Origin of the sequence: Kitasatospora sp. NPDC057940 (genome assembly GCF_042887425.1) — a bacterium.
Taxonomy (GTDB): Bacteria; Actinomycetota; Actinomycetes; order Streptomycetales; family Streptomycetaceae; genus Kitasatospora.
In genome coordinates this window covers 154,065-178,001 of sequence record NZ_JBHVPH010000011.1, presented here as the reverse complement: position 1 = coordinate 178,001, position 23,937 = coordinate 154,065, and the positions used below count along the sequence as shown (strand labels likewise).

General features: G+C 73.7%; 18 protein-coding genes and 1 pseudogene. 10 read left to right on the top strand and 9 right to left on the bottom strand.

The features are described 5' to 3' along the window. Nucleotides 1-14 precede the first annotated feature (14 nt). Nucleotides 15-1,112 carry a DUF5937 family protein gene (locus ACFVTF_RS19235; RefSeq protein WP_387814879.1) on the bottom strand — a complete coding sequence of 366 codons (1,098 nt, stop codon included), beginning with the start codon at nucleotides 1,110-1,112 and terminating at the stop codon, nucleotides 15-17. Between the two features lie 169 nt (nucleotides 1,113-1,281). Between ACFVTF_RS19235 and ACFVTF_RS19230 the strand changes: the two genes are divergently transcribed. From ACFVTF_RS19230 to ACFVTF_RS19215, 4 genes are all read left to right on the top strand, one after another. Continuing rightward, nucleotides 1,282-2,562 carry an MFS transporter gene (locus ACFVTF_RS19230; protein ID WP_387814877.1) on the top strand — a complete coding sequence of 427 codons (1,281 nt, stop codon included), beginning with the start codon at nucleotides 1,282-1,284 and terminating at the stop codon, nucleotides 2,560-2,562. Nucleotides 2,563-2,677: 115 nt separating this feature from the next. Then, nucleotides 2,678-3,481: an MBL fold metallo-hydrolase gene (locus ACFVTF_RS19225; RefSeq protein ID WP_387814875.1), complete on the top strand. Its 804-nt coding sequence runs from the start codon at nucleotides 2,678-2,680 to the stop codon at nucleotides 3,479-3,481. 6 nt (nucleotides 3,482-3,487) lie between these two features. Next, on the top strand, nucleotides 3,488-3,919 hold the full coding sequence (locus tag ACFVTF_RS19220; protein ID WP_363587527.1) for a nuclear transport factor 2 family protein: 432 nt from the start codon (nucleotides 3,488-3,490) through the stop codon (nucleotides 3,917-3,919). Between the two features lie 144 nt (nucleotides 3,920-4,063). Further along, entirely contained in the window at nucleotides 4,064-5,326 is a 1,263-nt protein-coding gene (locus ACFVTF_RS19215; RefSeq protein WP_387814873.1) for an NAD(P)/FAD-dependent oxidoreductase, read from the top strand. A gap of 222 nt (nucleotides 5,327-5,548) precedes the next feature. Here the strand turns inward: ACFVTF_RS19215 and ACFVTF_RS19210 are convergent. From ACFVTF_RS19210 to ACFVTF_RS19190, 5 genes and pseudogenes are all read right to left on the bottom strand, one after another. Next, nucleotides 5,549-5,725, bottom strand: a pseudogene (locus tag ACFVTF_RS19210) (flavodoxin family protein); the annotation flags it as partial. A gap of 53 nt (nucleotides 5,726-5,778) precedes the next feature. Beyond that, nucleotides 5,779-6,285, bottom strand: a complete 507-nt coding sequence (locus tag ACFVTF_RS19205; RefSeq protein ID WP_387814871.1) for a flavin reductase family protein — start codon at nucleotides 6,283-6,285, stop codon at nucleotides 5,779-5,781. An 86-nt stretch (nucleotides 6,286-6,371) separates the two neighbouring features. Next, nucleotides 6,372-7,571, bottom strand: a complete 1,200-nt coding sequence (locus ACFVTF_RS19200; RefSeq protein ID WP_387814869.1) for an aminotransferase class I/II-fold pyridoxal phosphate-dependent enzyme — start codon at nucleotides 7,569-7,571, stop codon at nucleotides 6,372-6,374. Between the two features lie 67 nt (nucleotides 7,572-7,638). Further along, nucleotides 7,639-8,094 (bottom strand): nuclear transport factor 2 family protein, encoded by a 456-nt coding sequence (locus ACFVTF_RS19195; protein WP_355669347.1) that lies wholly within the window; start codon nucleotides 8,092-8,094, stop codon nucleotides 7,639-7,641. A 203-nt stretch (nucleotides 8,095-8,297) separates the two neighbouring features. After that, nucleotides 8,298-9,329 carry an aldo/keto reductase gene (locus ACFVTF_RS19190; protein ID WP_387814866.1) on the bottom strand — a complete coding sequence of 344 codons (1,032 nt, stop codon included), beginning with the start codon at nucleotides 9,327-9,329 and terminating at the stop codon, nucleotides 8,298-8,300. 453 nt (nucleotides 9,330-9,782) lie between these two features. On the opposite strand from ACFVTF_RS19190, the gene ACFVTF_RS19185 reads away from it, so the two are divergent. From ACFVTF_RS19185 to argJ, 5 genes are all read left to right on the top strand, one after another. After that, on the top strand, nucleotides 9,783-11,498 hold the full coding sequence (locus tag ACFVTF_RS19185) for a thiamine pyrophosphate-binding protein (RefSeq protein ID WP_387814864.1): 1,716 nt from the start codon (nucleotides 9,783-9,785) through the stop codon (nucleotides 11,496-11,498). A 2-nt stretch (nucleotides 11,499-11,500) separates the two neighbouring features. Beyond that, nucleotides 11,501-13,030, top strand: coding sequence for an asparagine synthetase B family protein (locus ACFVTF_RS19180; protein WP_387814862.1), 1,530 nt, complete (start codon nucleotides 11,501-11,503; stop codon nucleotides 13,028-13,030). Between the two features lie 57 nt (nucleotides 13,031-13,087). After that, nucleotides 13,088-14,038 carry an agmatinase gene (gene speB, locus ACFVTF_RS19175; protein WP_355669351.1) on the top strand — a complete coding sequence of 317 codons (951 nt, stop codon included), beginning with the start codon at nucleotides 13,088-13,090 and terminating at the stop codon, nucleotides 14,036-14,038. Then, on the top strand, nucleotides 14,035-15,009 hold the full coding sequence (gene cs1, locus ACFVTF_RS19170; protein WP_387814860.1) for a clavaminate synthase Cs1: 975 nt from the start codon (nucleotides 14,035-14,037) through the stop codon (nucleotides 15,007-15,009). Before speB ends, cs1 begins: the two co-directional genes overlap by 4 nt. Before the next feature lie 217 nt (nucleotides 15,010-15,226). Then, on the top strand, nucleotides 15,227-16,408 hold the full coding sequence (argJ, locus tag ACFVTF_RS19165) for a bifunctional glutamate N-acetyltransferase/amino-acid acetyltransferase ArgJ (RefSeq protein WP_387814858.1): 1,182 nt from the start codon (nucleotides 15,227-15,229) through the stop codon (nucleotides 16,406-16,408). Between the two features lie 87 nt (nucleotides 16,409-16,495). Here the strand turns inward: argJ and ACFVTF_RS19160 are convergent, their stop codons facing one another. Further along, nucleotides 16,496-17,491, bottom strand: a complete 996-nt coding sequence (locus ACFVTF_RS19160) for an alpha/beta fold hydrolase (RefSeq protein WP_387814856.1) — start codon at nucleotides 17,489-17,491, stop codon at nucleotides 16,496-16,498. Between the two features lie 85 nt (nucleotides 17,492-17,576). Beyond that, nucleotides 17,577-18,761 (bottom strand): LLM class flavin-dependent oxidoreductase, encoded by a 1,185-nt coding sequence (locus tag ACFVTF_RS19155; RefSeq protein ID WP_387814854.1) that lies wholly within the window; start codon nucleotides 18,759-18,761, stop codon nucleotides 17,577-17,579. Nucleotides 18,762-18,993: 232 nt separating this feature from the next. Here ACFVTF_RS19155 and ACFVTF_RS19150 point away from each other — a divergent pair, with 232 nt between their 5' ends. Further along, on the top strand, nucleotides 18,994-20,358 hold the full coding sequence (locus ACFVTF_RS19150; RefSeq protein WP_387814852.1) for an aspartate aminotransferase family protein: 1,365 nt from the start codon (nucleotides 18,994-18,996) through the stop codon (nucleotides 20,356-20,358). A gap of 61 nt (nucleotides 20,359-20,419) precedes the next feature. Here the strand turns inward: ACFVTF_RS19150 and ACFVTF_RS19145 are convergent, their stop codons facing one another. Then, nucleotides 20,420-23,563, bottom strand: coding sequence for a BTAD domain-containing putative transcriptional regulator (locus ACFVTF_RS19145; RefSeq protein WP_387814850.1), 3,144 nt, complete (start codon nucleotides 23,561-23,563; stop codon nucleotides 20,420-20,422). Nucleotides 23,564-23,937 lie beyond the last annotated feature (374 nt).

Genomic DNA, 23,937 nt, shown 5'->3' with positions numbered 1-23,937 from the left:
CACCACGCCACCGGTCACCGCAGCAACGCCTCCAGGAAGTCCGAGCCGAGCCGGGCGCTGCCGGACAGGTCGAGCTGGTAGAGCATGTACCGCCCGCGCCGCTGGGTGATGAGCAGCCCCGCCTTGCGCAGGACGGTCAGGTGCCGGGACACCTCGGGCGCGCTGAGCTGCCAGGCGGAGGCGAGTTCGCCGGTGGTGTGCGCGCCGCGGGCCATGGTGCGGGCCAGGCGCAGCCGGACGGGGTGGGCGAGGGCTTCCAGCCGCTGCTGGACGAGGGCCAGCGAGACGGGTTCGGGGATGCCCGCCTCGGCGACGGGGTACTGGAGGACGGGACGCCAGCCCGGGGTGTACACCACCACGAGGTGGGGCCGGCCGAAGGCGGTGGGGATGAGGGTGACGCCGCCGCCCTCGGTGCCGCTGGTGGCGTTGTCCTGGAGCTTGTCGATGACGATCCGCCGCCGCCCGTCGGCGCTCTGGTCGAGGGCGACGGAGGGCGAGACCGCGGCCAGCGCCTCGGCGGGGCCGCGCCGGGCCAGCAGGTCGGCCTTGCGCCGGGCGTCGGCGGCGAGGGCGGGCAGGACGCGCTGCCAGGCGTCGGCGAAGAACGCGGACTCGCAGTCCTCCAGCATCCGCCGGACGAGGGCCCGGACGGCGGGCGGGTCGGCGAGCAGCCGGTCCGCGAAGGCGGCCTGCCGGGGGCCCCGGGCGAGCGCGAGTTCGCGGGCCCGCTCGTTGGCCACCGGGTCGGTGAGCGGGGAGGGCGCCCGGCGGGCCGGCCGGGCGGAGCCGCAGGTGCTGGCGAGGGCGGCGGCGACGTACAGCTCGTCGTCCATCCGGTCGACGGCGTCGAGCTCGGCGGCCAGGGTGGCGCCGGGCAGGCCGGGGACGAGGAAGTCGGCGCGGGAGGAGCGCCAGAGGAAGTCGGCCTCCAGCAGCCGCTCGGACAGCTCCGGCGGGATCGTCGCGGCGGTGCTGGACGCCCAGCCGTGCAGCGCGGGGTGGTGCGCGGGCTCGGCGAGGACGTCCAGCATCGCGGTCAGCTCGCCCAGCGGGGACGGCGTGAAGAGCAGGCGCTCGTCGGGCAGGCCGGTGATGTCGATGGTCACGCTCATGCGTCCGCCGTGCTCCTCCCGGCAGGGGCGTTCGCCCACCCGCGCCTCTTGATGATCGGTTCGCCCACGACGGCGATCCTGCCACCCGCCCGGATCCGCTCCCGCGCCGATTGACGGTTAGCGTCAATCGACGTGCCCGGCGGGCCGGGCAGGGCGGACGGTACCGGCCATGAGCCTGATCCAGGAGAAGTCCGTCCATGACCACGCCGCCGTCCGCGACGGCCTGCCGCCGGCCCCGCCGATCGGTACGAGCCCCGGGGGCCCGTCCACGCTGCTGCGGCTGCTGACCGCCGCGGGCGGGCCCCGGTACGCGGCCGCGCTGGTGGTGGACGCGGTGGGCTCCGGCCTGCTGCGGCCGTTCCTGCTGCTGTACGGGATCGGGGTGCTGCACCTGGGCGCGGCGGCGGCGGGGCTGGCGATGTCGGCGGGGATGGTGGCGGGCCTGCTGGCGGTGCCGCTGACCGGCCGGTGGATCGACCGCGGCGCCCTGACCCTGCCGGCGGCGGCCACGTTGGCGGTGCGGGCGGCGGGCGCGCTGGCGCTGCTGGTCGCGGACGGCCTGCCGGGGTTCGTGGCGGCGTCGGTGCTGATCGGGGTGGGCAGCCAGTCCTGGCCGACCACGCACGCGGCGGTGGTCAGCACGCTGACCGAGGGCCGGCTGCGGGACGCCGCGCTGGCGGCCGGGCGGTCGCTGCGCAACGCGGGACTGGGCGCGGGGGCGCTGCTGGCCACGCTGGTGGTGACCGGCGGGGCGGGCGCGATCCGGGTGCTGGCCGGGGCGACGGGTGCGGCCTGCCTGGCCGCCGCCGCGCTGGTGCTGTCGCTGCGGGTGCGCGCGCCGCAGCGGGCCGCCGACCGGGCGGTGGACGTGCGGGAGCAGGGCGAGTCGCTGCGGCGGATCAGCCTGCTGAGCCTCGCCAACCTGCCGTACGCGTTCTGCTTCGACGTGCTGGAGGTGGCGCTGCCGGCGCTGCTGGTGCTGCACCTGCACGCCTCCCCGGCGTGGTCGTCGGGGGTGTTCGTGGGCAACACGGTGCTGGTGATCGCGCTGCAGCTGGTGCTGGTGCTGCGGCTCGCGGACCGTTCGCGGCGGGCGGTGCTGGCCGCCTCGGGGGTGACGCTGGCGCTGGCCTACCTGGGGTACTGGGCGGCCGGGTCGCTGGGCGGCACGGCGGGTGCGGCGGGCGTCGCGGCGGTCTCGGTGGTGTTCACGCTGGGCGAGATCCTCTACACCGGTGCGGGGACGGCCCTGGTGACGGCCGCCGCCCCGCCGCACCTGCTGGGGCGGGCGCTGGCGCGCTGGGAGCTGTCCTCGGGCGTGGGCCGGGCGGCGGCGCCGGCGGCACTGACGGCGCTGCTGGCGGCCGGCCCGGAGGTGCTGTGGCCGGTGCTGGCCGGGGCCACCCTGCTGGGGGCGCTGGCGGTGCTGCGACTGGCCCCGAAGGCGTGACGGCCCCGGCGCGGGTCGGATCGGGCCGGCCCGCCCCTCCTCCGGATGCGGAGCGCACCCGCAAGGCCGATGCTGGCCGCGAGGCGTGCCCGGCAGCAGGAAGGACAACAGACCCATGAGTGCTCTCGACTTCGAGATCATCGACAGCCCCGACAGCTCGCTCAACAAGACCTCCGTCCTGGTCACCGGCCCGAAGGACGCCCTGCTGGTGGACGCCGGGTTCACCCGCTCCGACGGTCGCCGGCTGGTGGAGCGCATCCGCGCCACCGGCAAGCGGCTGGCCGCGGTCTTCGTCAGCCACGGGGACCCGGACTTCTACTTCGGCGCCCAGGAGGTCCAGGACGCCTTCCCCCAGGCACGGTTCCTGGCCACCGCCTCCACCGTCGAGCACATCCAGGAGACGTTCGAGGGCAAGCTCAAGGCCTGGGCCCACCTCGGCCCCGAGCTGCCCACCCGGCTGGTCCGGCCCGAGGTGCTGCACGGCGACGAACTCGTCTTCGAGGGGCACCGGTTCGAGCTGCGCGGCGCCGACTTCCACCTGCCCGACCGGCACTACCTCTGGCAGCACCACCACCACGCGGTGCTCGGCGGCGTGCTGCTCTTCGAGGGCCTGCACGTGTGGACCGCCGACACCCCCGAACCGCCCCAACGCGCCGCCTGGATCGACCTGTTGGACGGGATCGAGGCGCTCGAACCGCAGTTCGTCGCGGCCGGCCACCGCACCGCCGGCGCGGCCACCGACCTCACCTCCGTCCGCCACACCCGGGACTACCTGCGCGCCTTCGAGACCGAGATCGGCCGGGCCACGGACGCGACCGCCGCGAAGGAGGCGCTGGAACGGCGCTTCCCCGACCTGGGGCTGAAGATCGCCGTCGACCTCGGCACCAAGGTCGCCATGGGCGAGATGGCCTGGGGCTGAGCGACGATGATCGAGATCCCGAGGGACACCGCCTCGTTCGCCGAGTCCTCCGCCCCGGCCGACGTGGTCCGCCGCCAGTACCTGGCCTCCGCCCACGGCGACCTGGCCGCGCTTCGCGCCACGCTCGCCGACGACGTGGAGTGGACCGAGATGGCCGGCTTCCCGCTGGCCGGCACCTACCGCACCCCGAAGGGCGTCACCGCCAACGTGATGGAGCGCCTGGCCGCCGCCTGGGAGAACTGGACGGCGCACGACGACACCTACGTGGTCGACGGCGAGAACGTGGTGGTGCTGGCCCGCTACACGGCCGTCCACAAGATCACCGGAAAGCCGCTCGCGGTCCGGGTCGCCCACCACTTCACGGTGCGCGGCGGCCGGATCGTCCGCTTCGAGCAGTTCGCCGACACCGCGCTGGTCCGGGAGGCGATGACCCCGTAGCGGCTTCTTTGACCGCCCCCGCGCACCGGATCGCGTTCACCCGTACGGGGGAGCATGGCGCGGCGCGCCCGGCACGGCCTCGACACGCCACCCGGACGGCGGCAGGCTGGCCCCTGATTCCGGCCGGAGAGCGAGGAGTTCAGCATGGGCACGGGCACGGCGGGAACGACGGAGAACGACGGGCGCGAGCGGCCGATCGTGATCGTCGGGGCGTCCCTGGGCGGCGCGAAGGCCGCACAGGCGCTGCGCGAGGCCGGGTACCGGGGCGGCATCGTCCTGATCGGCGACGAACACGACCGCCCGTACGAGCGGCCGCCGCTGTCGAAGGGGTACCTGCTCGGCAAGACGCCCCGGGAGAAGATCTACGTCCACCCGCCGCAGTGGTACGGGGAGCAGGACGTCACGCTGCGGCTGGGCACGGCGGTGGCCGCGATCGACCCGGCCGGGCACACCGTGACGCTCGCCGACGACGGCCGGATCGAGTACGCCAAGCTGCTGCTCACCACCGGCTCGACCCCGCGCCGCCTGCCGGTGCCGGGCGCCGACCAGGACGGCGTGCTCTACCTGCGCCGGGTCGAGGACAGCGACCGGATCAAGGCCGTGCTGCGCCCGGGCGCCCGGGTCGCGGTGATCGGCGCGGGCTGGATCGGCCTGGAGGTGGCGGCCGCGGCCCGGGAGGCCGGCGCCGAGGTGACGGTGCTGGAGGCCGCCGAACTGCCGCTGCTGCGGGTGCTGGGCCGGGAGGTGGCGCAGGTCTTCGCCGACCTGCACCGCGACCACGGCGTCCAGCTGCGGTTCGGCGTCGAGGTCACCGAACTCACCGGCTCCGACGGCACGGTGAGCGGCGTGCGGCTGGGCGACGGCACGACCGTGCCGGCCGACGCGGTGGTGGTCGGCATCGGCATCACCCCCACGACCGGCCTGGCCGAGGCCGCCGGGCTGGAGATCGACAACGGCGTCAGGACCGACCAGCAGCTACGCACCTCCGACCCGGACGTCTACGCGGCCGGCGACGTCGCCAACGCCTACCACCCGCTCTTCGACACGCACCTGCGGGTCGAACACTGGGCCAACGCCGTCAACCAGCCGCAGACCGCCGCCCGCGCGATGCTCGGCCACCCGGACGCGGTGTACGACCGGATCCCGTACTTCTTCAGCGACCAGTACGACCTCGGCCTGGAGTACGTCGGCTACGTCGAGCCGGACGGCTACGACCAGGTGGTGTTCCGGGGCGACCCGGCCACCCGCGAGTTCATCGCCTTCTGGCTGACCGGCGGCCGGGTGCTGGCGGGCATGAACGTCAACGTCTGGGACGTCACCGACCCGATCCGCGAACTGATCGTCTCCAAGCGCGCGGTGGACGCCGACCGCCTGACGAACCCGAACGTCGCCCTCGGCGAAGTCTGAGACACGGCAAGGGCCCTGGTCGGCGAGCAGCCGACCAAGGCCCCGTCCGTTCACCGCTGAGGGATGCACACGGACGGGGCCGGTTCGGTGGTCAGGGCTCCATCCGGCAGGCGTACACACCCTCGGCGAGCCGGGAGAAACCGTGCCGTTCCCAGGCCTGGCGAAGCCGTCTGTGCACTCGCTCGCGCACCCGCCGCGCGGCGGACAACGGGCGCGGTCTCGCGGCGGCGAGTACGAGGGGCCGGGGCCCGCCTCTCCGATCCATCCGGCGTCGGCCTGGGGCGGGACGGTGTAGCCCAGGTGCTGGAGGCTGTAGAGGACGTTCACGGCGCAGTACTTGACGCCGTCCTCGTTGCCGGTGATCAGGCAGCCGCCTACGCGGCCGTAATAAGCGTACCGAGGAGGACGACGGCGGGTGACGGTGCCCGGGCCGTGGCGGGACGGGACGCGGGTCACATGACGCACCGGCCGTAGCCGCCCCGCAGGAAGACCAGCGGCGGGCCGGTCCGCTGCACGGCCAGGTCGCGGACGGTGGCCGTGACGAACCAGTGGTCGCCCGCGTCCACCTCGCCCGCCGGTTCGCAGTCGAGCCAGGCGAGCGCGTCGAGCAGGGCGGGGCAGCCGGCCGGGGTCAGCCGGTACGGCACCTCCCAGCGGGCCGGGTCGCGGGCCGCGAAGCTGCGGCACACCTGCTGCTGGTCCGCGGCCAGCACGTTGACGCAGAACCGGCCGGCCGCGCGGATCCGCGGCCAGCTGGTCGAGGACTTGGCGGGCAGGAAGCCCACCAGGCGCGGGTCCAGCGAGACCGAGGTGAAGGTACCGACGATCATCGCGGGCGGGGACTGCGCCGGGGCCGGCGGCGGCGCGGTGACGAGCACCACCCCGGTGGGGTAGTGGCTCAGCACCGATCGGAACCGGTCCGTGCAGACCGGTGCTCCGCTCAGGGTGGAATCGGACATGGCAGCAGCGCTCCTTCCCTTCCGCGCCGCCGCGGGGACGTGCCGACCGGCGGCCGTGGCCAGCCGCGGCGCGTCCGCGCGACCGGTCAGGCCACGGCCAGTGGCGCGGGCCGGCCGGCGAAGGCGACCCCGGGGAAGGACCGGGCCAGGTCCTGCACGTCCGCGGCCACCGCCCGGGACGGCTCGCCGCGCAGCAGCAGCCGGGCGAGCAGCTCGGCCACCGTGGCCATGTCGTGCTCCTTCATGCCCCAGCGGGTCAACTCCTGGGTGCCGAGCCGCAGTCCGGAGCGGGCGCTGCTGGGCAGCACCACCGTGGTGGTACGGATGTCGGTCGCGGTGAGCAGGCGGCCCCACTCGTGCGGGGTGTTGCCCTCGGGGTGGTGCACCCAGACCTGGTGGGTGTCGGTGAAGCCGAACTCCGCGCCCGCCACGTCGAAGCCGCGGGCCGTCAGCTGCCGGGCCAGTTCGCGCGCGTTGGCGATCACCTGGCGCGGGTAGTCCTCCCGGTACGGCAGCAGCTCCTCCAGGGTGATCGCCAGGCTGCCGACGCTCGCCGAGTGGGAGCTCGACGCGGTGAACGGGATCCTGCCGCCCACCTGCTCGGCGATGGCGTCGCTGTTGGTGACCAGCAGGCCCTTCTGCGGTCCGGGCAGCGTCTTGTGGGTGCTGCCGGAGATGCTGTCGAACCCGCCGTCCAGTACCAGCGTTTCGGGCGCGGCCGGCAACAGGCCCAGCAGGTGAGAGGCGTCCAGGCAGAGCACCGCGCCGGGGGCGGCGGCGCGCAGCGCCCGGGCGTCCGGCATCCGCAACACCGTGGACGCGTCCAGGTAGATGACGTCGGCGGGGTGCTCGGCCGTCCGCTCGGCCAGTGCGGCGTAGTCGATCTCCAGTGCCTGCCGGTCGAACGGCACGTACTCGACCTGGTAGCCGAAGCCCTGGCAGATCGTCACGGTGGCGTAGTGGCCGCCGTGCTCGGGGGCCAGCACCATGACCCGGCCGCCGGGCGGCGTCACCGCGGTGAGCACGGTGTGCATGGTGTGCAGGCCGGACAGGAACTGCACATACGCGTGCCGGGCGCCGTAGAACTCCTTGGTGAGGGAGACGCAGTAGTCGTACACGCCGTTCAGGCCGCTGACGTCGCCGTAGACGGCCACGTCGGTCTCGGAGTACGGGTAGCGGTTGACCGCGTCGCTGGCGAGCGCCGCGGCCGCTCGCGGCGAGAGCCGGTTCTCGATCGGAAACAGGTTCAGGCTGTGCTTGCGTTCCAGGGCGGCCAGGACGTCCATGATGCTCCTCGGGCGGTGGGCGGTGGGCGGGTGGGGCGGCGGTGCGGGGTGGCGGGCGCGTCCGGGCTCAGAGCCACGGGTAGCGGGCGATGTCCTGGCCCGCGTAGTCGGGGTCCAGGTAGATGAAGGCGCGGTGGATCCGGAAGTCGCGGACCTCGAAGACGCCGCACCACCGGCCGGCGCCCCACTCGGGCTGACCGGCCCGCCACGGGCCGTCCCGGTGCTCGCCGTGCGTGGTGCCCTCCACCGCGAGGAGGTCCGTCCCGGAGAGGATCCAGTTGAAGGTCCAGAAGTGGTGCTGGACCGATTTGATGGAGCCACCGAGGTCGCCGAACATCTTCTCGATCGCCGGCTTGCCGTGCGCCAGGCCCCACTTGGGGAAGAAGAAGTCGGCGTCCTCGGCGAAGAAGTCGAGCACCGGGGTGCCGTCGTGGCCGGTGCCGCCGTTGTCGAAGGCTTTGAGGTAGGCGGTGACGAGCGCCTTGCGCTGTTCGTCCGTCATGTCCGCGGCTGCCGAGGGCATGGTGGGTCCTCCGAGAGTCTGTGCCCGCGAGTCTGTGCCCGCCGAGGGGATGGGCGCCCGCCGGGAGGGCGGGCCCGGCCCGCGGCGGCGGTCGATCAAGCCGCCGCCGGCCGCGTCCCACCGTGGCAGCGGGGGCTTGGACCATCCTTGGCGTCCGGTCGTCCAGCGCTTTTCAAGCGCCGCTCCACCGGGCCCGGCGTGGCTCAGTTCCCGGTCATGGCCAGCAGGTTCGGTGCGTAGCGCTCGCCGTGCACCGGCACGGCTGCTGCCTCGGCCACCGCCGCCAGGTCCTGCTCGGTGAGCTCGACCGTGGCGGCCGCCAGGTTCTCGGCCAGGTGCGCGCGCCGGCCGGTGCCCGGGATGGCGACCACGTCTCGACCGCGGTGCTGCACCCAGGCCAGCGCCAGCTGGCCGAGGGTCAGGCCGAGCCGGTCGGCGACCGGCCGCAGCCGGCGCAGCAGCAGTTGGTTGCCGGCCAGGCCCGCGGGGCTGAAGCGTGGCTGGGAGCGGCGGAAGTCGTCGGCGGCCAGGTCGGCGGTGGTGCGGATCGCGCCGGTCAGGAAGCCGCGGCCGAGCGGGGCGTAGGCGACCATGCCGATCCCCAGCTCGCGGCAGACCGGTACCACCTCGGCCTCCAGGTCGCGGGACCACAGGCTCCACTCGCTCTGCACCGCCGTCACCGGGTGCACCGCGTCGGCCCGCCGCAGGGTCGCCGCCGACGGCTCGGAGAGACCGAAGTACCGGACCTTGCCCTCCTCGACCAGTTCGGCCACGGCGGCGGCGGTCTCCTCCACCGGTACGGCCGGGTCGATCCAGTGCTGGTAGTAGAGGTCGATGTGGTCGGCGCCGAGCCGCCGCAGCGAGCGCTCGCACGCGGCGCGGACGTACGCCCGGTCACCCCGCAGGCCCTGGAACGCGCCGTCCGGCGAGCGCACCATGCCGAACTTCGTCGCCAGCACCACCTCGTCTCGGCGGCCCGCGACCGCCCGGCCGAGCAACTCCTCCCCGGCGCCCAGCCCTTGGACGTCGGCGGTGTCCAGGAGCGTGACGCCGGCCGCGATGGCGGCCCGGATCGTCGCGACCGCCTCGGCCTCGTCGGGCCGGCCGTAGAACACGGTCGTGGGCAGGCACCCCAGCCCCAGCTCCGACACGCGCAGTCCGCGCAGCTCGCGCACCGGCGGACCGGCGGGTGACGGGACGACCGGCGAACCGATCGGGGGTACGGCTGACGGCATGGCTGACCTCCGTTGAAGGGGTGCACGGGACGGGACCGGGTGCGGCCGCGCGACCATGGGCGATCGGGAGCCGGCTGCTGCCGCACCCGCCGGCTCTCCGTCACGACGGCGCCGTGGCCCCGTTGTGGGTGAGCGCGGCCGCAACGGCCCGACGCCCCCGGAGGCGTTCGCGGCCGGGGCGCGCTCGACGAACCCGACCCCAGCACCGTAGCGCCGGCGCCGTGGCGTCACAACGGGTGCTCAGCTGGGCGTTTGACGATTCGCTGACCACCCGGTGACCGCCCCGGCCGACTCCGCGCACCGGAGCTTCAAGGAGATCGTCCATGTACCTGCAAGGCCCCGGCCACAGAGTCGAGACGCAGCGTGCCGGCCGGCCGAGTCCCGGCGGCACGCGGTCCTTACGGCGCCGGGACTTCGGCGCCGCACCGAGATCCCCCTTGCCGAGGAGCTGCCATGTCCCGTGTGTCCACCAGCCCGAGCACCAACCCGACGACCGCCCACGCGCTGCTGCAGCGGCTGCGCGACCACGGGGTGCAGACGGTCTTCGGCGTGGTCGGCCGGGAGGCCGCCTCGATCCTCTTCGACGAGGTCGACGGCGTCGACTTCGTGCTGACCCGGCACGAGTTCACCGCCGGGGTGGCGGCCGACGTACTGGCCCGGATCTCCGGCCGGCCGCAGGCCTGCTGGGCCACCCTGGGCCCCGGTATGACCAACCTGTCGACCGGGGTGGCCACCTCGATCCTCGACCGCTCCCCCGTGATCGCGCTGGCCGCCCAGTCCGAGTCGCACGACATCTTCCCCAACGACACCCACCAGTGCCTGGACTCGGTCGCGGTGATGCGCCCGATGACCAAGTACGCGGTGGAGCTCCAGCGCCCCGACGACATCACCGACCTGGTGGACTCCGCGGTCGCCGCCGCGATGACCGAACCGGTCGGCCCGAGCTTCATCTCGCTGCCCGTCGACCTGCTCGGCAGCGACATCGACACCGCGCTGGTCCACCCCGCCGCCCGGACCCCCGCCAAGCCGGTCGGCGCGGTGCAGGACGGCTGGCAGGCCGCCGCGCGGCAGGCCGCGGAGCTGGTCGCGTCGGCGCAGCACCCGGTGCTGGTGGTCGGCGCCGCCGCGATCCGCTCCGGCGCCGTCCCGGCCGTCCGCGCGCTCGCCGAGCGGCTGAACATCCCGGTCATCACCACGTACATCGCCAAGGGCGTGCTGCCGCACGGCCACGACCTCAACTACGGCGCCGTCACCGGCTACATGGACGGCATTCTGTCGTTCCCGGCCCTGGAGGCGCTGTTCGGCCCGGCCGACGTCATCCTCACCCTCGGCTACGACTACGCGGAGGACCTGCGCCCGTCGATGTGGCAGCGCGGCGGGACCAAGACCACCGTCCGGGTGTCGCCCACCGTCAACCCGATCCCGCGGGTCTACCGGCCGGACGTCGACGTCGTCACCGACGTGCTCGCCTTCGTGGAGTACCTCGACGAGCAGACGGCCGAGGTCCCGGTGAAGACCCCGCACGACATCGCGCCGCTGCGCGAGCGGATCGCGGAGTTCCTCGCCGACACCGAGCACTACCAGGACGGCATGCGCGTCCACCAGGTGATCGACTCGATGAACACCGTGATGGCGGAGACCGCCGAGTCGGGCGAGGGCACCATCGTCTCCGACATCGGCTTCTTCCGGCACTACGGTGTGCTGTTCGCCCGCGCGGACCAGCCGTTCGGCTTCCTCACCTCCGCCGGCTGCTCCAGCTTCGGCTACGGCATCCCGGCGGCGATGGGCGCCCAGCTCGCCCGCCCGGGACAGCCGACCTTCCTGATCGCCGGCGACGGCGGCTTCCACTCCAACAGCGCCGACCTGGAGACCATCGCCCGGCTCAACCTGCCGATCGTCACCGTCGTCGTCAACAACGACACCAACGGCCTGATCGAGCTGTACCAGAACCTCGGCCACCACCGCTCGCACGACCCGGCGGTCAAGTTCACCGGCGTCGACTTCACCGAACTCGCCCGCGCCAACGGCGTGGAGGCCGTCAAGGCGGCCACCCGGGAGGAGCTGCTCGCCGCGCTGCGCAAGGGCGCCGCGCTCGGCCGACCGTTCCTGATCGAGGTGCCGGTGAACTACGACTTCCAGGCCGGCGGCTTCGGCGCGCTGAGCATCTGACGATGGCCCGGACACTGCCCGCCGCCACCGGCTTCCTGGCCGCCGTCCACCACGGCGGCGGCCAGGCCCCCGAGGCGGTCCTCGCCTCCGCCGGGTCCCGCGCCGCCCTGCGGGCGCGGCCCGGCGGCCTGACCCTGGACGCCGTCCTGCTGCACTCCGGCGCGCCCGACGCCGCCCACGCCCACGGGCGGGGCCGCACGGTGGTGCTCACCGGGGAGCTCTACAACCAGGACGAGCTGCTCACCCTGCTCCCGGGGCGCTCCCGGCCGGTCACCGACGCGGACCTGCTGCTCGCCCTCTTCGACACCTACGACGTGCACGCGTTCCGGCTCCTCAACGGGCGCTTCGCCGCACTGGTCGCCGGGGAGGGCCGGGCGGTCCTCGCCACCGACCACGCCGGCTCCGTCCCCCTGTACGTGAGCGCCGTACCCGGCGGCGTCCTCGCGGCGACCGAGGCCAAGGCGCTGCGGGCCGCACCGGTCGGCCGGCGGATCACGGCCGCCCGCCGGGTCCGCCGGCTGCCCGGCACCCACCAGGTGCCGGCCGGTACCGTCCTGGAGATCGAGGTGGCCACCGCCGACTGCACCGACCACCGCACCTGGGCGCCCTCGCCGGCCCGCCGGGTCATGGCCGAACAGGACGCGACCGAGGCCGTCCGGCACGCCCTGGACCGGGCCGTCCGCGCCCGTACCGGGCCGGACACCCCGCTGGTGGTGCTCTCCGGCGGCATCGACTCCTCCAGCATCGCCGCGCTGGCCAGCGGCCACCGGGCCGGGCCGGTCGACACCGTGTCGATGGGCACCGACCTGGCCGACGAGTTCCAGCAGGCCAGGGTGGTGGCCGAGCACCTCGGCTCCACCCACCGGGAGGTCACCGTCCACACGGACGACCTGCTGCGCCGGCTCCCGCACGCGGTCTGGGCCGCCGAGTCACTGGACCCGGACATCATCGAGTACCTGCTGCCGCTGACCGCCCTGTACCTGGCCCTGGAGGGCCCCGGCCGGCGCATCCTCACCGGCTACGGGGCCGACATCCCCCTTGGCGGTATGCACCGGGAGAACCGGCTCCCGGCCCTGGACACCGCCCTCGCCCACGACATGGCCACCTTCGACGGCCTGAACGAGATGACGCCGGTGCTGTCCGGGATCGCCGGCCACTGGTCGACCCACCCGTTCTGGGACCGCGAGGTGCTCGACCTGCTGGTGTCCCTGGAGTCCGGGCTCAAGCGGCGCCACGGCCGGGACAAGTGGGTGCTGCGCGCGGCCATGGCGGACCTGCTCCCGCACGAGACCGTCACCCGTCCCAAGCTCGGCGTGCACGAGGGGTCGGGCACCACCAGCTCGTTCAGCCGACTGCTGACGGACGCCGGGGTGCCCGCGGGCCGCGTGCACAGGGCCAAGGAGCTCGTTGTCCAGCACCTGTTCGACCAGGTCGTGGTCGACGGCCGGCACCCGGACGAGGTGGCGGCCGCCGAGGCGGTGCAGCTGGTCGCCGACGCCCTGGAGCACGACGCGACGCTGGTCCACCGGTGACGCCCGACGACCGGTGGCAGCGACCGCAGCACCCGAACCGAAAGGAGCGATGAACGCGTGGAACGCATCGACATCAAGGTCTCACCCCGCTACGCGCAGATCCCCACGTTCATGCGCCTGCCGCACGACCCCGAACCGCACGGCCGGGACGTCGTGGTCATCGGCGCACCGTACGACGGCGGCACCAGCTACCGCCCCGGCGCCCGCTTCGGGCCCCGCGCGATCCGCAACGAGTCCGGGCTCATCCACGGCGTCGGCATCGACCGCGGGCCCGGCACCTTCGACCTGATCAGCTGCGTGGACGCGGGGGACATCGACCTCACCCCGTTCAACATGCACATCGCGATGGAGACCGCCCAGCAGCGGCTGACCGAACTGCTGGACGACAACGGCGCCTTCCTGATGCTCGGCGGCGACCACTCGCTGACCCTCGCCGCCCTGCGCGCCGTCGCCGCCAAGCACGGGCCGGTCGCGGTGCTGCACCTGGACGCGCACTCGGACACCAACCCGGCGTTCTACGGCGGCGAGTTCCACCACGGCACGCCGTTCCGGCACGCCATCGAGGAGAAGCTCGTCGACCCGCGGCGCATGGTCCAGATCGGGATCAGGGGGCACAACCCGCAGCCCGACTCGCTGGACTACGCCCGCGGCCACGGCGTCCGGATCGTCACCTCCGACGACTTCTGCGACCGCGGGCCCGCCGCGACCGCGCGCCTGGTGCGCGAACTCGTCGGCGACGCACCCCTGTACGTCTCGGTCGACGTCGACGTGGTCGACCCGGCCTTCGCCCCCGGCACCGGCACACCGGCCCCCGGCGGGCCCAGCTCCCGCGAGGTGCTGGCGCTGCTGCGCGGCATCGGAGACCTGTCGCCCGTCGGCTTCGACGTCATGGAGGTCTCCCCGCTCTACGACCACGGCGGCATCACCTCCGTCCTGGCCACCGAAATCGGCGCGGAGCTCCTGTACCAGTACGCCCGCGCCCACGCCCGAGAAAGGACCACCTCGTGACCGTCCTGGACTGCTCCGAGCACGCGGCCGACCTGCGCGCGCTCGCCGCCCGGCTGCCGCGGGTCCCGCGCGCGGACCTGCCCGCCTTCCTCGACGCCGCGCACGCGGCGGCCGGCGACCTGCCCGCCGAACTGGCCGCGGCGCTGGACGACTTCAACACCCGCGGCAGCACCGACGGCCACCTGCTGCTGCGCGGCCTGCCGGTGGAGGAGGACGACGCCCTGCCGTCCACCCCGACCAGTACCCCGGCGCCGGTGGACCGCCCCCTGCTGGTCATGGAGGCCATGCTCGGCATCGTCGGCCGCCGGCTCGGCCTGCAGACCGGCTACCAGGAGCTGCGCTCCGCCACCGTCTACCACGACGTGTACCCCTCGCCAGGCGCCCACCACCTGTCCTCCGAGACCTCCGAGACGCTGCTGGAGTTCCACACGGAGATGGCGTACCACGTGCTGCAGCCCAACTACGTGATGCTCGCCTGCTCCCGGGCCGACCACGAGCGCAAGGCCGCCACCCTGGTCGGCTCGGTCCGCAAGGCCCTGCCGCTGGTGCCCGCCGAGGTGCGCGCCCACCTGTACGACCGGCCGGTGCCCTGCTGCGTGGACGTGGCCTTCCGAGGCGGCGAGGAGGACCCCGGGGCGATCGCCAACGTCCGGCCGCTCTACGGCGACCCGGCCGACCCGTACCTGGGCTACGACCGCGAACTGCTCGCGCCCGAGGACCCGCGGGACGTCGAGGCCGTCGCCGCGCTCTCCAAAGCGCTGGACGAGGTCACGGAGGCGGTGCACCTGGTCCCCGGGGACGTCCTGATCATCGACAACTTCCGCACCACCCACGCCCGTACGCCGTTCACCCCGCGCTGGGACGGCAAGGACCGGTGGCTGCACCGGGTCTACATCCGCACCGACCGCGGCGGCCAGCTGTCGGGCGGCGAGCGGGCCGGCGACGTGGTCGCCTTCACCCCGCGCCCCTGACCCGCCGCGCACCCGAAGGGCCCGCAGGAGTGAACGGCCGCCGGCCGCCCGCAGGCCCTTCGGCCGTACTTCCCATCAGAACGGACAAGTTGGCAGAGCGTCAGAAGCCGGCACCGGGCCGACTCGACCCGCCAGGCGGCACATGATGGGATCGACCGGACACCGCACCGGCGTGTCGGCACGCCGGTGCACTCGGACTCTCGGGAGACGATGGACCATGACCGAAATCGCAGCTGATGAGCCACGGGGGTTCGCGGTGCACACCGCGCCGGTCGGACTGGGCGACGACGGGCGGGACGACTTCACCGTCCTGCTCTCCACCCGACCGGCGGTGGTGAGCGCGGTCTTCACCCGCTCCCGGTTCGCCGGCCCCAGCGTGACCCTGAGCCGGGCCGCCGCCGCGGACCGCAGCGCCCGGGGCGTCGTCGTGCTGGCCCGCAACGCGAACGTCGCCACCGGAGCCCAGGGCGAGGCGAACGCCCGCGAGGTCCGGGCCGCCACCGCGCGGGCGCTCGGCCTCGCCGAGGACGAGTTGCTGATCGCCTCCACCGGGGTGATCGGCCGTCAGTACCCGATGGCCGGGATCCTGGACCACATCGGGACGCTGGACGGCCCGCTGCCCGAGGGCGGCTTCGACCGGGCCGCGCGGGCCATCATGACCACCGACACCCGGCCCAAGACCGCTCGCGCCCGGGTCGGCGACGCCGTGGTGATCGGCATCGCCAAGGGCGTCGGGATGATCGAGCCCGACATGGCCACCCTGCTGACCTTCTTCGCCACCGACGCGCTGCTGGACCCCGAGGAGCAGGACCGGATCTTCCGCCGGGTGATGGATCGGACCTTCAACGCGGTCAGCATCGACACCGACACCTCCACCAGCGACACCGCCGCGCTGTTCGCCAACGGCCTGGCCGGCGCCGTCGACCCGGCCGCCTTCGAGCAGGCGCTGTACGAGGTGGCGCTCGCCCTGGTCAAGGACATCGCGAGCGACGGGGAGGGCGCCGGCAAGCTCATCGAGGTCCAGGTCTCGGGCGCGCGGGACACCGCCCAGGCCAAGCGGATCGGCAAGTCCGTGGTCAACTCCCCGCTGGTGAAGACCGCCGTGCACGGCGGCGACCCGAACTGGGGCCGGGTCGCGATGGCGATCGGCAAGTGCGCCGACGACACCGACATCGACCAGGAGAAGGTTGCCATCCGCTTCGGCGACGTCGAGGTCTACCCGCCGAGCGGCCGCGGCGCCGAGGGCGAGGGCGAACTGCGGGCCGCCGTCGCCAAGCAGATGCAGGGCAGCGAGGTGGTCATCGGCATCGACCTCGGCATCGCCGCCGGTGCCTTCACCGTCTACGGCTGCGACCTGACCGAGGGGTACGTGCGGCTCAACGCCGACTACTCGACCTGACCGCGCCGGCCGCCGAACGGCGGCCGTACGGCTCGCGCCCCCGGGAGGCGGACCTCCCGGGGGCGCAGCCGCGTACGGGGCCCGCCGTCAGGCGGCCGCCGGCGCCGGCCGCCCGGCCAGCAGGGCGGAGACCGCGGCGCCGATGAACTCCCGGTCGGCGGCGGTCGCCCCCGCACCGGCCAGGTGGCCCCACACGCCCGGGATCACCCGCAGGGCGGCGCGCGGCATCAGGGTGGCCGCCCTCGCCTCGTCCTCCACCGCGAAGCACAGGTCACGGGCGCCGGGCAGCAGCACGGCCTCGGCCGTGACCGAGCCCAGCGCGGCCTCCGCCCGGCCGCCGAAGCCGGGCGTCGCCCCCACGTCGGCACGGGCCCAGGTCCCGATCATGGCCAGCAGGTCCTCGGTGGACGGCCCGGCGACGAAGAACTCCTCCCAGAAGCCGGTGAGGTACGCCTCCCGGGAGTCGAAGCCCAGCTCCCGGTACCCGCCCTCGGCCCAGAACGGGTGCGAGGCCGCCCACCCGGCGAAGACCCGGCCCGCGGCCCGCCGGCCCCGTTCGGCGCCCCCGTCGGCGCGCAGCGCGGCGGCCAGCGCCGCCAGGAACACCTGGTTGTGCTCGCTGGTCACCGCCGACCCGCAGACCGGCGCGATCCGGCGGACCATCTGCGGGTACGACACCGCCCACTGGTAGGCGTGTGCCGCGCCCATCGACCAGCCGGTCACCAGCGCCAGTTCGTTGACCCCCAGCTCCTCGGTGAGCAGCTGGTACTGGGCGTTGACGTTGTCCTGCGGGGTGATCCGGGGGAAAGCCGCCCCCAGCGGGTGGTTGCTCGGCGAGCTGGACACACCGTTGCCGAACAGGCCGACGGTGATGACGCAGTACCGGCTGGTGTCCAGCGGTCTGCCGTCCCCGATCAGCCAGTCGTACGCGGTGTGGTCGCCGCCGAAGAAGGACGGGCACAGCACGGCGTTGCGTCCCTCGGCGTCGAGCGTCCCGTGGACCGCGTAGGCGATCCTGGCCGACGGCAGGGTCCCCCCGTCGGCCAGCGGGAGGCTGTCCAGTTCGAAGACGCGGTGGTCCACCGGCTCCTCCTCTGTGATGAGCGGCCCCGCGGGGGCCGGACGGTCGGTCGGTGTCGTGGCGGGCGGTGTCCCACTACCGCCGGGTTCACAGCCAGTTGGGCGCGATCTCGGTCGCCCAGAGCTCCAGGCTGCGCATCTGCACGTCGTGCGGGATCAGGCCGGAGTACTGGCACTGCAGCAGGTACTCGGGGTCGTGCCTGGTCACCAGCTTCTCGATCTTGCGGTTGATGTCGTCGGGGGTGCCGACCCATTCGAGGCCCCGCTCGACCAGGGTCCGGTAGTCCGCGCCGATCGGGCCGGTCTCACCGACGTGGCGCAGGCTCTCGGTGAACCCCATCGGGCCGAACCAGTTCTCGAAGATGAAGCCGCCGCCGCGGGCCGCCCAGTGGTGGGCCTCGTCGGCGTCCCTGGCCACCAGCACGTCCTTCATCACCCCGACCCGCTCGCCGCGCCGCAGCCGGCCGTGCCCGGCGGCCTCGGCCTCCTCCTGGTAGAGGTCCATCAGGCGGCGGACGATCTGGTCGTCGGTGTTCATCAGGATCGGCACCACACCCTCGCGGGCACAGAACCGGAAGGTGTCCTCGCTGAAGCTGAACGGCTGGAACACCGGCGGGTGCGGGTGCTGGTACGGCTTCGGGGCGATGCCGACCTCCTGCACCACGCCGTTCTCGTCGAGGCCACGGCCGAAGCTGCGGACCGCGTCGTAGGGAAACTCCAGGCCCTTGGGCGGGATCGTCCACTGGGCGCCGGTGTGCGAGAAGGTCTCGGTGGTCCACGCCTTCTTGAGGATCTCCCAGTGCTCCTCGAACAGCGCCCGGTTGCGCACGTCGTTGGCGCCGGCGTCGGACAGCGTCCCGCCGACCCCGAACGGCTGGCCCATGATCTCGGCCCACCGCTTCTGGAAGCCGCGCGCGATCCCGACGAAGGTCCGGCCCCGGGTCATGTGGTCGAGCATCGCCAGGTCCTCGGCCAGCCGCAGCGGGTTGTGGAACGGCAGCACGTTGGCCATCTGGCCGACCCTGATGTGCTTGGTCTGCATGGCCAGGTACAGGCCCAGCATGATCGGGTTGTTGGAGACCTCGAAGCCCTCGACGTGGAAGTGGTGCTCGGTGAACGACAGTCCCCAGTAGCCGAGTTCGTCGGCCGCCTTGGCCTGCTGGGTGAGCTGCCAGAGCATGTTCTGGTAGTTCTGCCGGTTCACCCCGGACATGCCCTTGAGCACCTGGTCATGGCTGCCGACGGTCGGCAGGTAGAAGAGGATGGACTTCACTGGTGGTCCTTTCGCGCCGCGCTGCGACGCCGCGGCTGGATACGGAGGAGGGTGGGGTCGACGGTGGCACCGGGTTCTTGCGAATCGTTTGACGCGCCACCTGTCGGCCGACCGGCCCCGGCGGCGGCCGGCGCGGCCGGGCGGGTGGCGGCGCGGAGCGGGACGTCCAACGGGCGCCAAGGCGTCGCTGACAGCCTGGTGGCGGGCCTCATCCGATCCGAAGGAGCTCGCTTTGAACCCAGCAACTGCCACCGCCCCCGGTGCGACCGGCACCGGGCTCGCGGCCGCGGACCGCGCGACGCTCATCCACCCCACGCTGCCGGCCCACCGGACGGACCGCACCGTCCTGGTCTCCGGCGCGGGCTGCCGGGTCACCGACGCGGCCGGCCGCGAGTACCTGGACGCCTCCGCCGTCCTCGGCGTGACCCAGGTGGGCCACGGCCGCGCGGAGCTCGCCCGGGCCGCCGCCGACCAGATGACCCGGCTGGAGTACTTCCACACCTGGGGCACCGTGACCAACGACCGTGCGGTGGAACTCGCCTCCCGGCTCGCCGAGTTGGCCCCGGATCCGCTGCGCCGGACGTACTTCACCAGCGGGGGCGCGGAGGGCAACGAGATCGCGCTGCGGATGGCGCGGCTGTACCACCACCGGCGCGGCGAGCCGCAGCGCACCTGGATCCTGGCGCGCACGATGGGCTACCACGGCATCGGCTACGGCAGCGGCGGCGTGTCCGGATTCCCGGTCTACCACAACGGGTTCGGCCCCAGCATGCCGAACGTGCACTTCCTGACACCGCCGCACCCCTACCGCGAGGAGCTGTTCTCCGGCACGGACGTCACCGAGTTCTGCCTGGCCGAACTGCGGGAGTCGATCGAGCGGATCGGACCGGAGCGGATCGCCGCGATGATCGGCGAACCGGTGATGGGCGGCATCGGCGCGGTCGTCCCGCCGGCCGACTACTGGCCGCGCGTCGCCGAACTGCTGCGCTCCTACGGCATCCTGCTGATCCTGGACGAGGTCATCACCGGGTACGGCCGCACCGGGCACTGGTTCGCGAGCGAGCACTTCGGGGTGGTGCCCGACATCCTGGTCACCGCCAAGGGCCTCACCTCGGGGTACATCCCGCACGGCGCCGTGCTGGTCACCGACACGGTCGCCGACGCCATCACCGCCGAGCAGGGCTTCCCGGTGGGCTACACCTACACCGGGCACCCGACCGCGTGCGCCGTCGCGCTGGCCAACCTGGACATCATCGAACGCGAGGGGCTGCTGGCCAACGCCACCGCCGTCGGCGCTCATCTGCGAGGCCGGCTGGCGCAGTTGCTGGACCTGCCGGTGGTCGGGGAGGTCCGCGGGGTCGGGCTGATGCTGGCCGTCGAGCTGACCTCGGACCGGGCGGGCCGGCGCCCGCTGCCGCACGGCACCACCGAGGTGGCGGACGCGCTGCGCGAGCAGGCCGGCATCATCCTGCGGGCCAACCCGTACGCGCTGGTGATCAACCCGCCGCTGGTGTTCACCCGGCAGGACGCGGACCAACTCGTCGAGGGCCTGCGGTCGGTGCTCTCCCGGGTGGACCCCGACGGACACGTGCGCTGACCGGTCGACGGAGCCGGTCCGCGGCGGCAGCGAGGCGGACCGACCGCGCTGCCGCCGCGGGCTATCGCGTCCCGGCGAGCAGCGCGGCGAACGGCCACTGCGGCCGCCGCAGCACGTACTCGCCCCGCAGCTCGATCTCGTCGGCCATGGTCCGTACCGTCGCACGGGCCAGGTCCGGCATCCCGGCGTGGTGCTCCGCATCGGCGAGCAGCCCCAGGTGCAGGGCCCGCCGGAACACCGTGCCGGACCGGGAGGCCGCGTCCAGGGCCCAGCGCATCCGCCGCAGGCCGATGCCGGGCCGGCCGCGGTGCACCTCGGCCCAGCCGAGCAGGACGGCGAGCATGTACTGCCAGTGGCTCAGCTGGCAGCGCACGGTCAGGTCGACCCCGGCGGTGCTGGCCTGCCAGGCCCGTTCCACGTCCCCGTCGAGCACGGCCAGCAGCGCGTCGGCGTACAGTGCGAAGGCGCGGTCCCACGGCCGGTCGCAGCTGTCCGACTCGGAGAACTGCAGCAGTTCCTCGCGGTAGCGTTCGGCGGCCGCGGTGTCGCCGAGCAGGACGTGGCTGACGGCCAGGTGGGCCCGGTAGTTGATCCTGGGGTCGCTGCGGGACAGGCCCATGAACCGGTCCGGCCGTTCCTTCTCGCCCTGCGCGTCGACCAGCGGGAGCCCGCACTCCAGTTCGGCGACGGCCTCTTCCAGTCGGCCGGCGGTGTACCGCAGCACGCCCTTGCCGTAGCAGGCGGCCGTTCGGGCCTCGGTCCCGCCGCCGTGCTCGGCCAACTCGTCCAACAGCGCGACCAGTCCGGACACCCGGGGGTGGTCGCCGCCGGCCAGGTGCATGATGACCCGGGAGGCCAGCAGCGCGGTCGGCCGGGTGTTGTCGAGGGTCCTCTGCAGCACCTCCACCCGGGCACAGGCATCCGTGACCGCCGGCGACCCGTACCCGCGGGTCATGGACTGCAGCCAGACGACCCGCTTCTGCAGCTCCAGTTCGGCCGCGACGGATCGGTCCCGGGGCTGCCCGTGCAGCACGTCGATGGCATGCGACAGCCAGGCGTAGGCCTCGGAGTGCAGCAGCCGGCGCTCGGCGAGGTCGGCCAGGCCGACCAGGGGCTGCACCGCCTCGTGCAGATCGAGTTCCTGCGCCGCCCGGCCGCAGTGGTAGCCGATGGTCTCGGCGCAGTCGGCGCGGGCCGTGCCGACCGCGCCGTCGGCCAGCGCACCCGCCACCCGGTGGTGCAGCCGGGCGCGGTGGACCGGGTCGAGGTCGGCGAGCAGCATGTCCCGCACCAGGCCCTGGGCGAACCGGAAGCCGTGCGGGTCTACCGGGTCAGGACTCAGCAGCCCGCTGTGCAAGGCCTCGTTGATCAGGCCCGGCGATTCGCCCAGCCCGGCCAGCACGTCGGTGAGCAGCCGGCGGTCCACGGTCGGGCCGATCACCGCACAGGCCTGCAGCACCTGGGTGACGCCCTCCGGACACTCTGCGAGGCGCGAACGCAGCACCAGGCGCAGGTCGAAGGAGACCGCGGCGGTCGGTTCGGCGGAGTCGGCCACGGCGCCGGCCGACGGCCGCAACTTGGTGAGCAGGTACGGATTGCCGCCGGTGGCACGGTGCGCGGCCGACACCAGGTCCCAGGTGACCGGCTCGCCGTCGGTGCGGTCGATCAGCGCCCTGGTCTCGGCGAGCGAGAGCACGTTGAGGTGCATGTACTCGGCGGCGACCTCCTGGAGCAGGTCGGCCACCGCGCGCCCGAGTTCGGGGCGCAGGGCGAGCCGGTGCTCCCGGACGGTCGCGACCACCAGCAGGTCGGTGTCGCGGATCTCCTTGGTGAGCAGCTGGAGCAGGGCCAGGGTGCGAGTGTCGGCGAGGTGCAGGTCCTCCAGGAAGAGCGCCAGCGGGCGGCGGGCGGCCGTCAGCAGGGCCTGGCAGACCGCGTCCTGGTAGGCCAGGTGCTGGGCGGGAGAGAGTGTCGCCTCGGCGCCCGCGAGGCCCGGTGTCCGGTCCGGGCGCAGCATGCCGAGGGCGTCCAGGACCGGCTCGGGCAACGAGGCCAGCTCGTGCGCCCTGGTGCGGCGCAGCTTGCGGACGACCCGGGTCCACAGCCAGTAGTCCGGGAGTTCGGGTCCGGCGGCGCAGTGCGCCCAGAGGGTGTCCATGCCGGCGGCCGGCAGTCCGCTCTCCAGTTCCTGGAGCAGCCGGGTCTTGCCGACGCCCTGTTCACCGATCACCAGGACGGTACGGCCGCGGCGGCCCGGCCCGGTCAGCGCCCGGAGGGTGTCCAGCTCCCGGGTCCGGCCGACCAGGTGCCCGGCCGGTGCGGGGAGCGGCACTGGGGCCCGCGCGGGGCGCGGCGGTCCGGGCGCGGGCGCGGGGGTCGGGTCGGGCGGCCGCAGGGCGTCGACGTCGGTGACCACGGTGAGGCGGGGGCGGGGGGCGGCCGGGGAAGCGGCCGGCCGGCCCGCGTACACGAGGTCCTGACGCAGGATCGCCCCGTGCAACTCCTGGAGTTCCTTGCTGGTGTCGGCGCCCAGCTCCTCGGCGAGGTGTGCGCGGATCCGTTCGAAGGTCAGCAGCGCCTCGGCGGGCTGGCCGCAGTGGTACTGCGCCAGCATGAGTTGGCAGCCGAGGCGTTCAAGCATCGGGTTGCGCCGGACCTCGTCGTCGAGTTCGCGCACCACCTCGTCGTAGCGGGCGAGGCCCAGGCAGGCGTCGGCCCAGGTCTGCAGGCCCATCAGGCGCAGCTGTTCGAGCCGGGCGGACTCCAGCTGGGCGAAGTCATAGGCGGCCAGCTCCCCGTACGGGGTGCCGTGCCACAGACCGAGCGCGTCGTCGGTGGTGCTGCGGGCCGCGGCCAGGTCTCCACGGGCGAACTGCTCGCGCCCGCTCTCGACCGCGGACTGGAACCGGCTGGCGTCGATGCAGCACCGATCGACCTCCAGGACGTAGCCGGGGGCCTGGTAGCGCAGGGCCAGCAAGCGGTCCTTGGGCGGTCCGGGGGCGTGGTTGTCGATCGCCTTGCGCAGCCGGGAGACGTACGACTGGAGGGTGCCGACCACCGCCTGCGGCGGCGAGGATCCCCAGATGGCGTTGATGATCCCGGAGACCGACACCACCCGGCCCGCGTTGATCAGCAGCAGTGCCAGCAAAGCCCGTTGCCGCGGTGGGCCCAGGTCCAGCTCCCGTCGGCCGGCCTGCACCGACATCTGTCCCAGCACCCGGATCGGCGCGGGGGTCCGTAACACGAGATCGGCAGCTGCGTGGTCAACTTGGCTCATCTCATCACATCCCGTCAAGCAAGACAGCTGGTGCATCCGCGATGGCCGCAGGAGTGAGCCCGCGTCACGGCGCGATTCAGGTAATGTCCGAACATGGCCGGGGATGTCGCGGCAGCCAGCCGTACGGGGGTACGAACGGCGGGGGCCTCAGGGAGTCGCCGGTCCTGTGTGGTGGCCACTCCCTGCCGTCACCGACAGTTGCTGATCCGACGGTGCTGGGGGGCCGGGGAGGGCGCGGGAGCCGTCGACGGGAGTGGTGCCGGGCGCTCTCAGGCCAGGCGTCTGGAGGTGGTGCGACGAGG

Coding starts and splice junctions, on each gene's coding strand:
- argJ (WP_387814858.1), top strand. CDS start 15,227: ATGACCGAAATCGCAGCTGATGAGCCACGGGGGTTCGCGGTGCACACC.
- ACFVTF_RS19225 (WP_387814875.1), top strand. CDS start 2,678: ATGAGTGCTCTCGACTTCGAGATCATCGACAGCCCCGACAGCTCGCTC.
- ACFVTF_RS19145 (WP_387814850.1), bottom strand. CDS start 23,563: ATGTCGGTGCAGGCCGGCCGACGGGAGCTGGACCTGGGCCCACCGCGG.
- ACFVTF_RS19195 (WP_355669347.1), bottom strand. CDS start 8,094: ATGCCCTCGGCAGCCGCGGACATGACGGACGAACAGCGCAAGGCGCTC.
- ACFVTF_RS19215 (WP_387814873.1), top strand. CDS start 4,064: ATGGGCACGGGCACGGCGGGAACGACGGAGAACGACGGGCGCGAGCGG.
- ACFVTF_RS19180 (WP_387814862.1), top strand. CDS start 11,501: ATGGCCCGGACACTGCCCGCCGCCACCGGCTTCCTGGCCGCCGTCCAC.
- ACFVTF_RS19200 (WP_387814869.1), bottom strand. CDS start 7,571: ATGGACGTCCTGGCCGCCCTGGAACGCAAGCACAGCCTGAACCTGTTT.
- ACFVTF_RS19185 (WP_387814864.1), top strand. CDS start 9,783: ATGTCCCGTGTGTCCACCAGCCCGAGCACCAACCCGACGACCGCCCAC.
- ACFVTF_RS19220 (WP_363587527.1), top strand. CDS start 3,488: ATGATCGAGATCCCGAGGGACACCGCCTCGTTCGCCGAGTCCTCCGCC.
- ACFVTF_RS19205 (WP_387814871.1), bottom strand. CDS start 6,285: ATGTCCGATTCCACCCTGAGCGGAGCACCGGTCTGCACGGACCGGTTC.
- ACFVTF_RS19235 (WP_387814879.1), bottom strand. CDS start 1,112: ATGAGCGTGACCATCGACATCACCGGCCTGCCCGACGAGCGCCTGCTC.
- ACFVTF_RS19230 (WP_387814877.1), top strand. CDS start 1,282: ATGAGCCTGATCCAGGAGAAGTCCGTCCATGACCACGCCGCCGTCCGC.
- ACFVTF_RS19190 (WP_387814866.1), bottom strand. CDS start 9,329: ATGCCGTCAGCCGTACCCCCGATCGGTTCGCCGGTCGTCCCGTCACCC.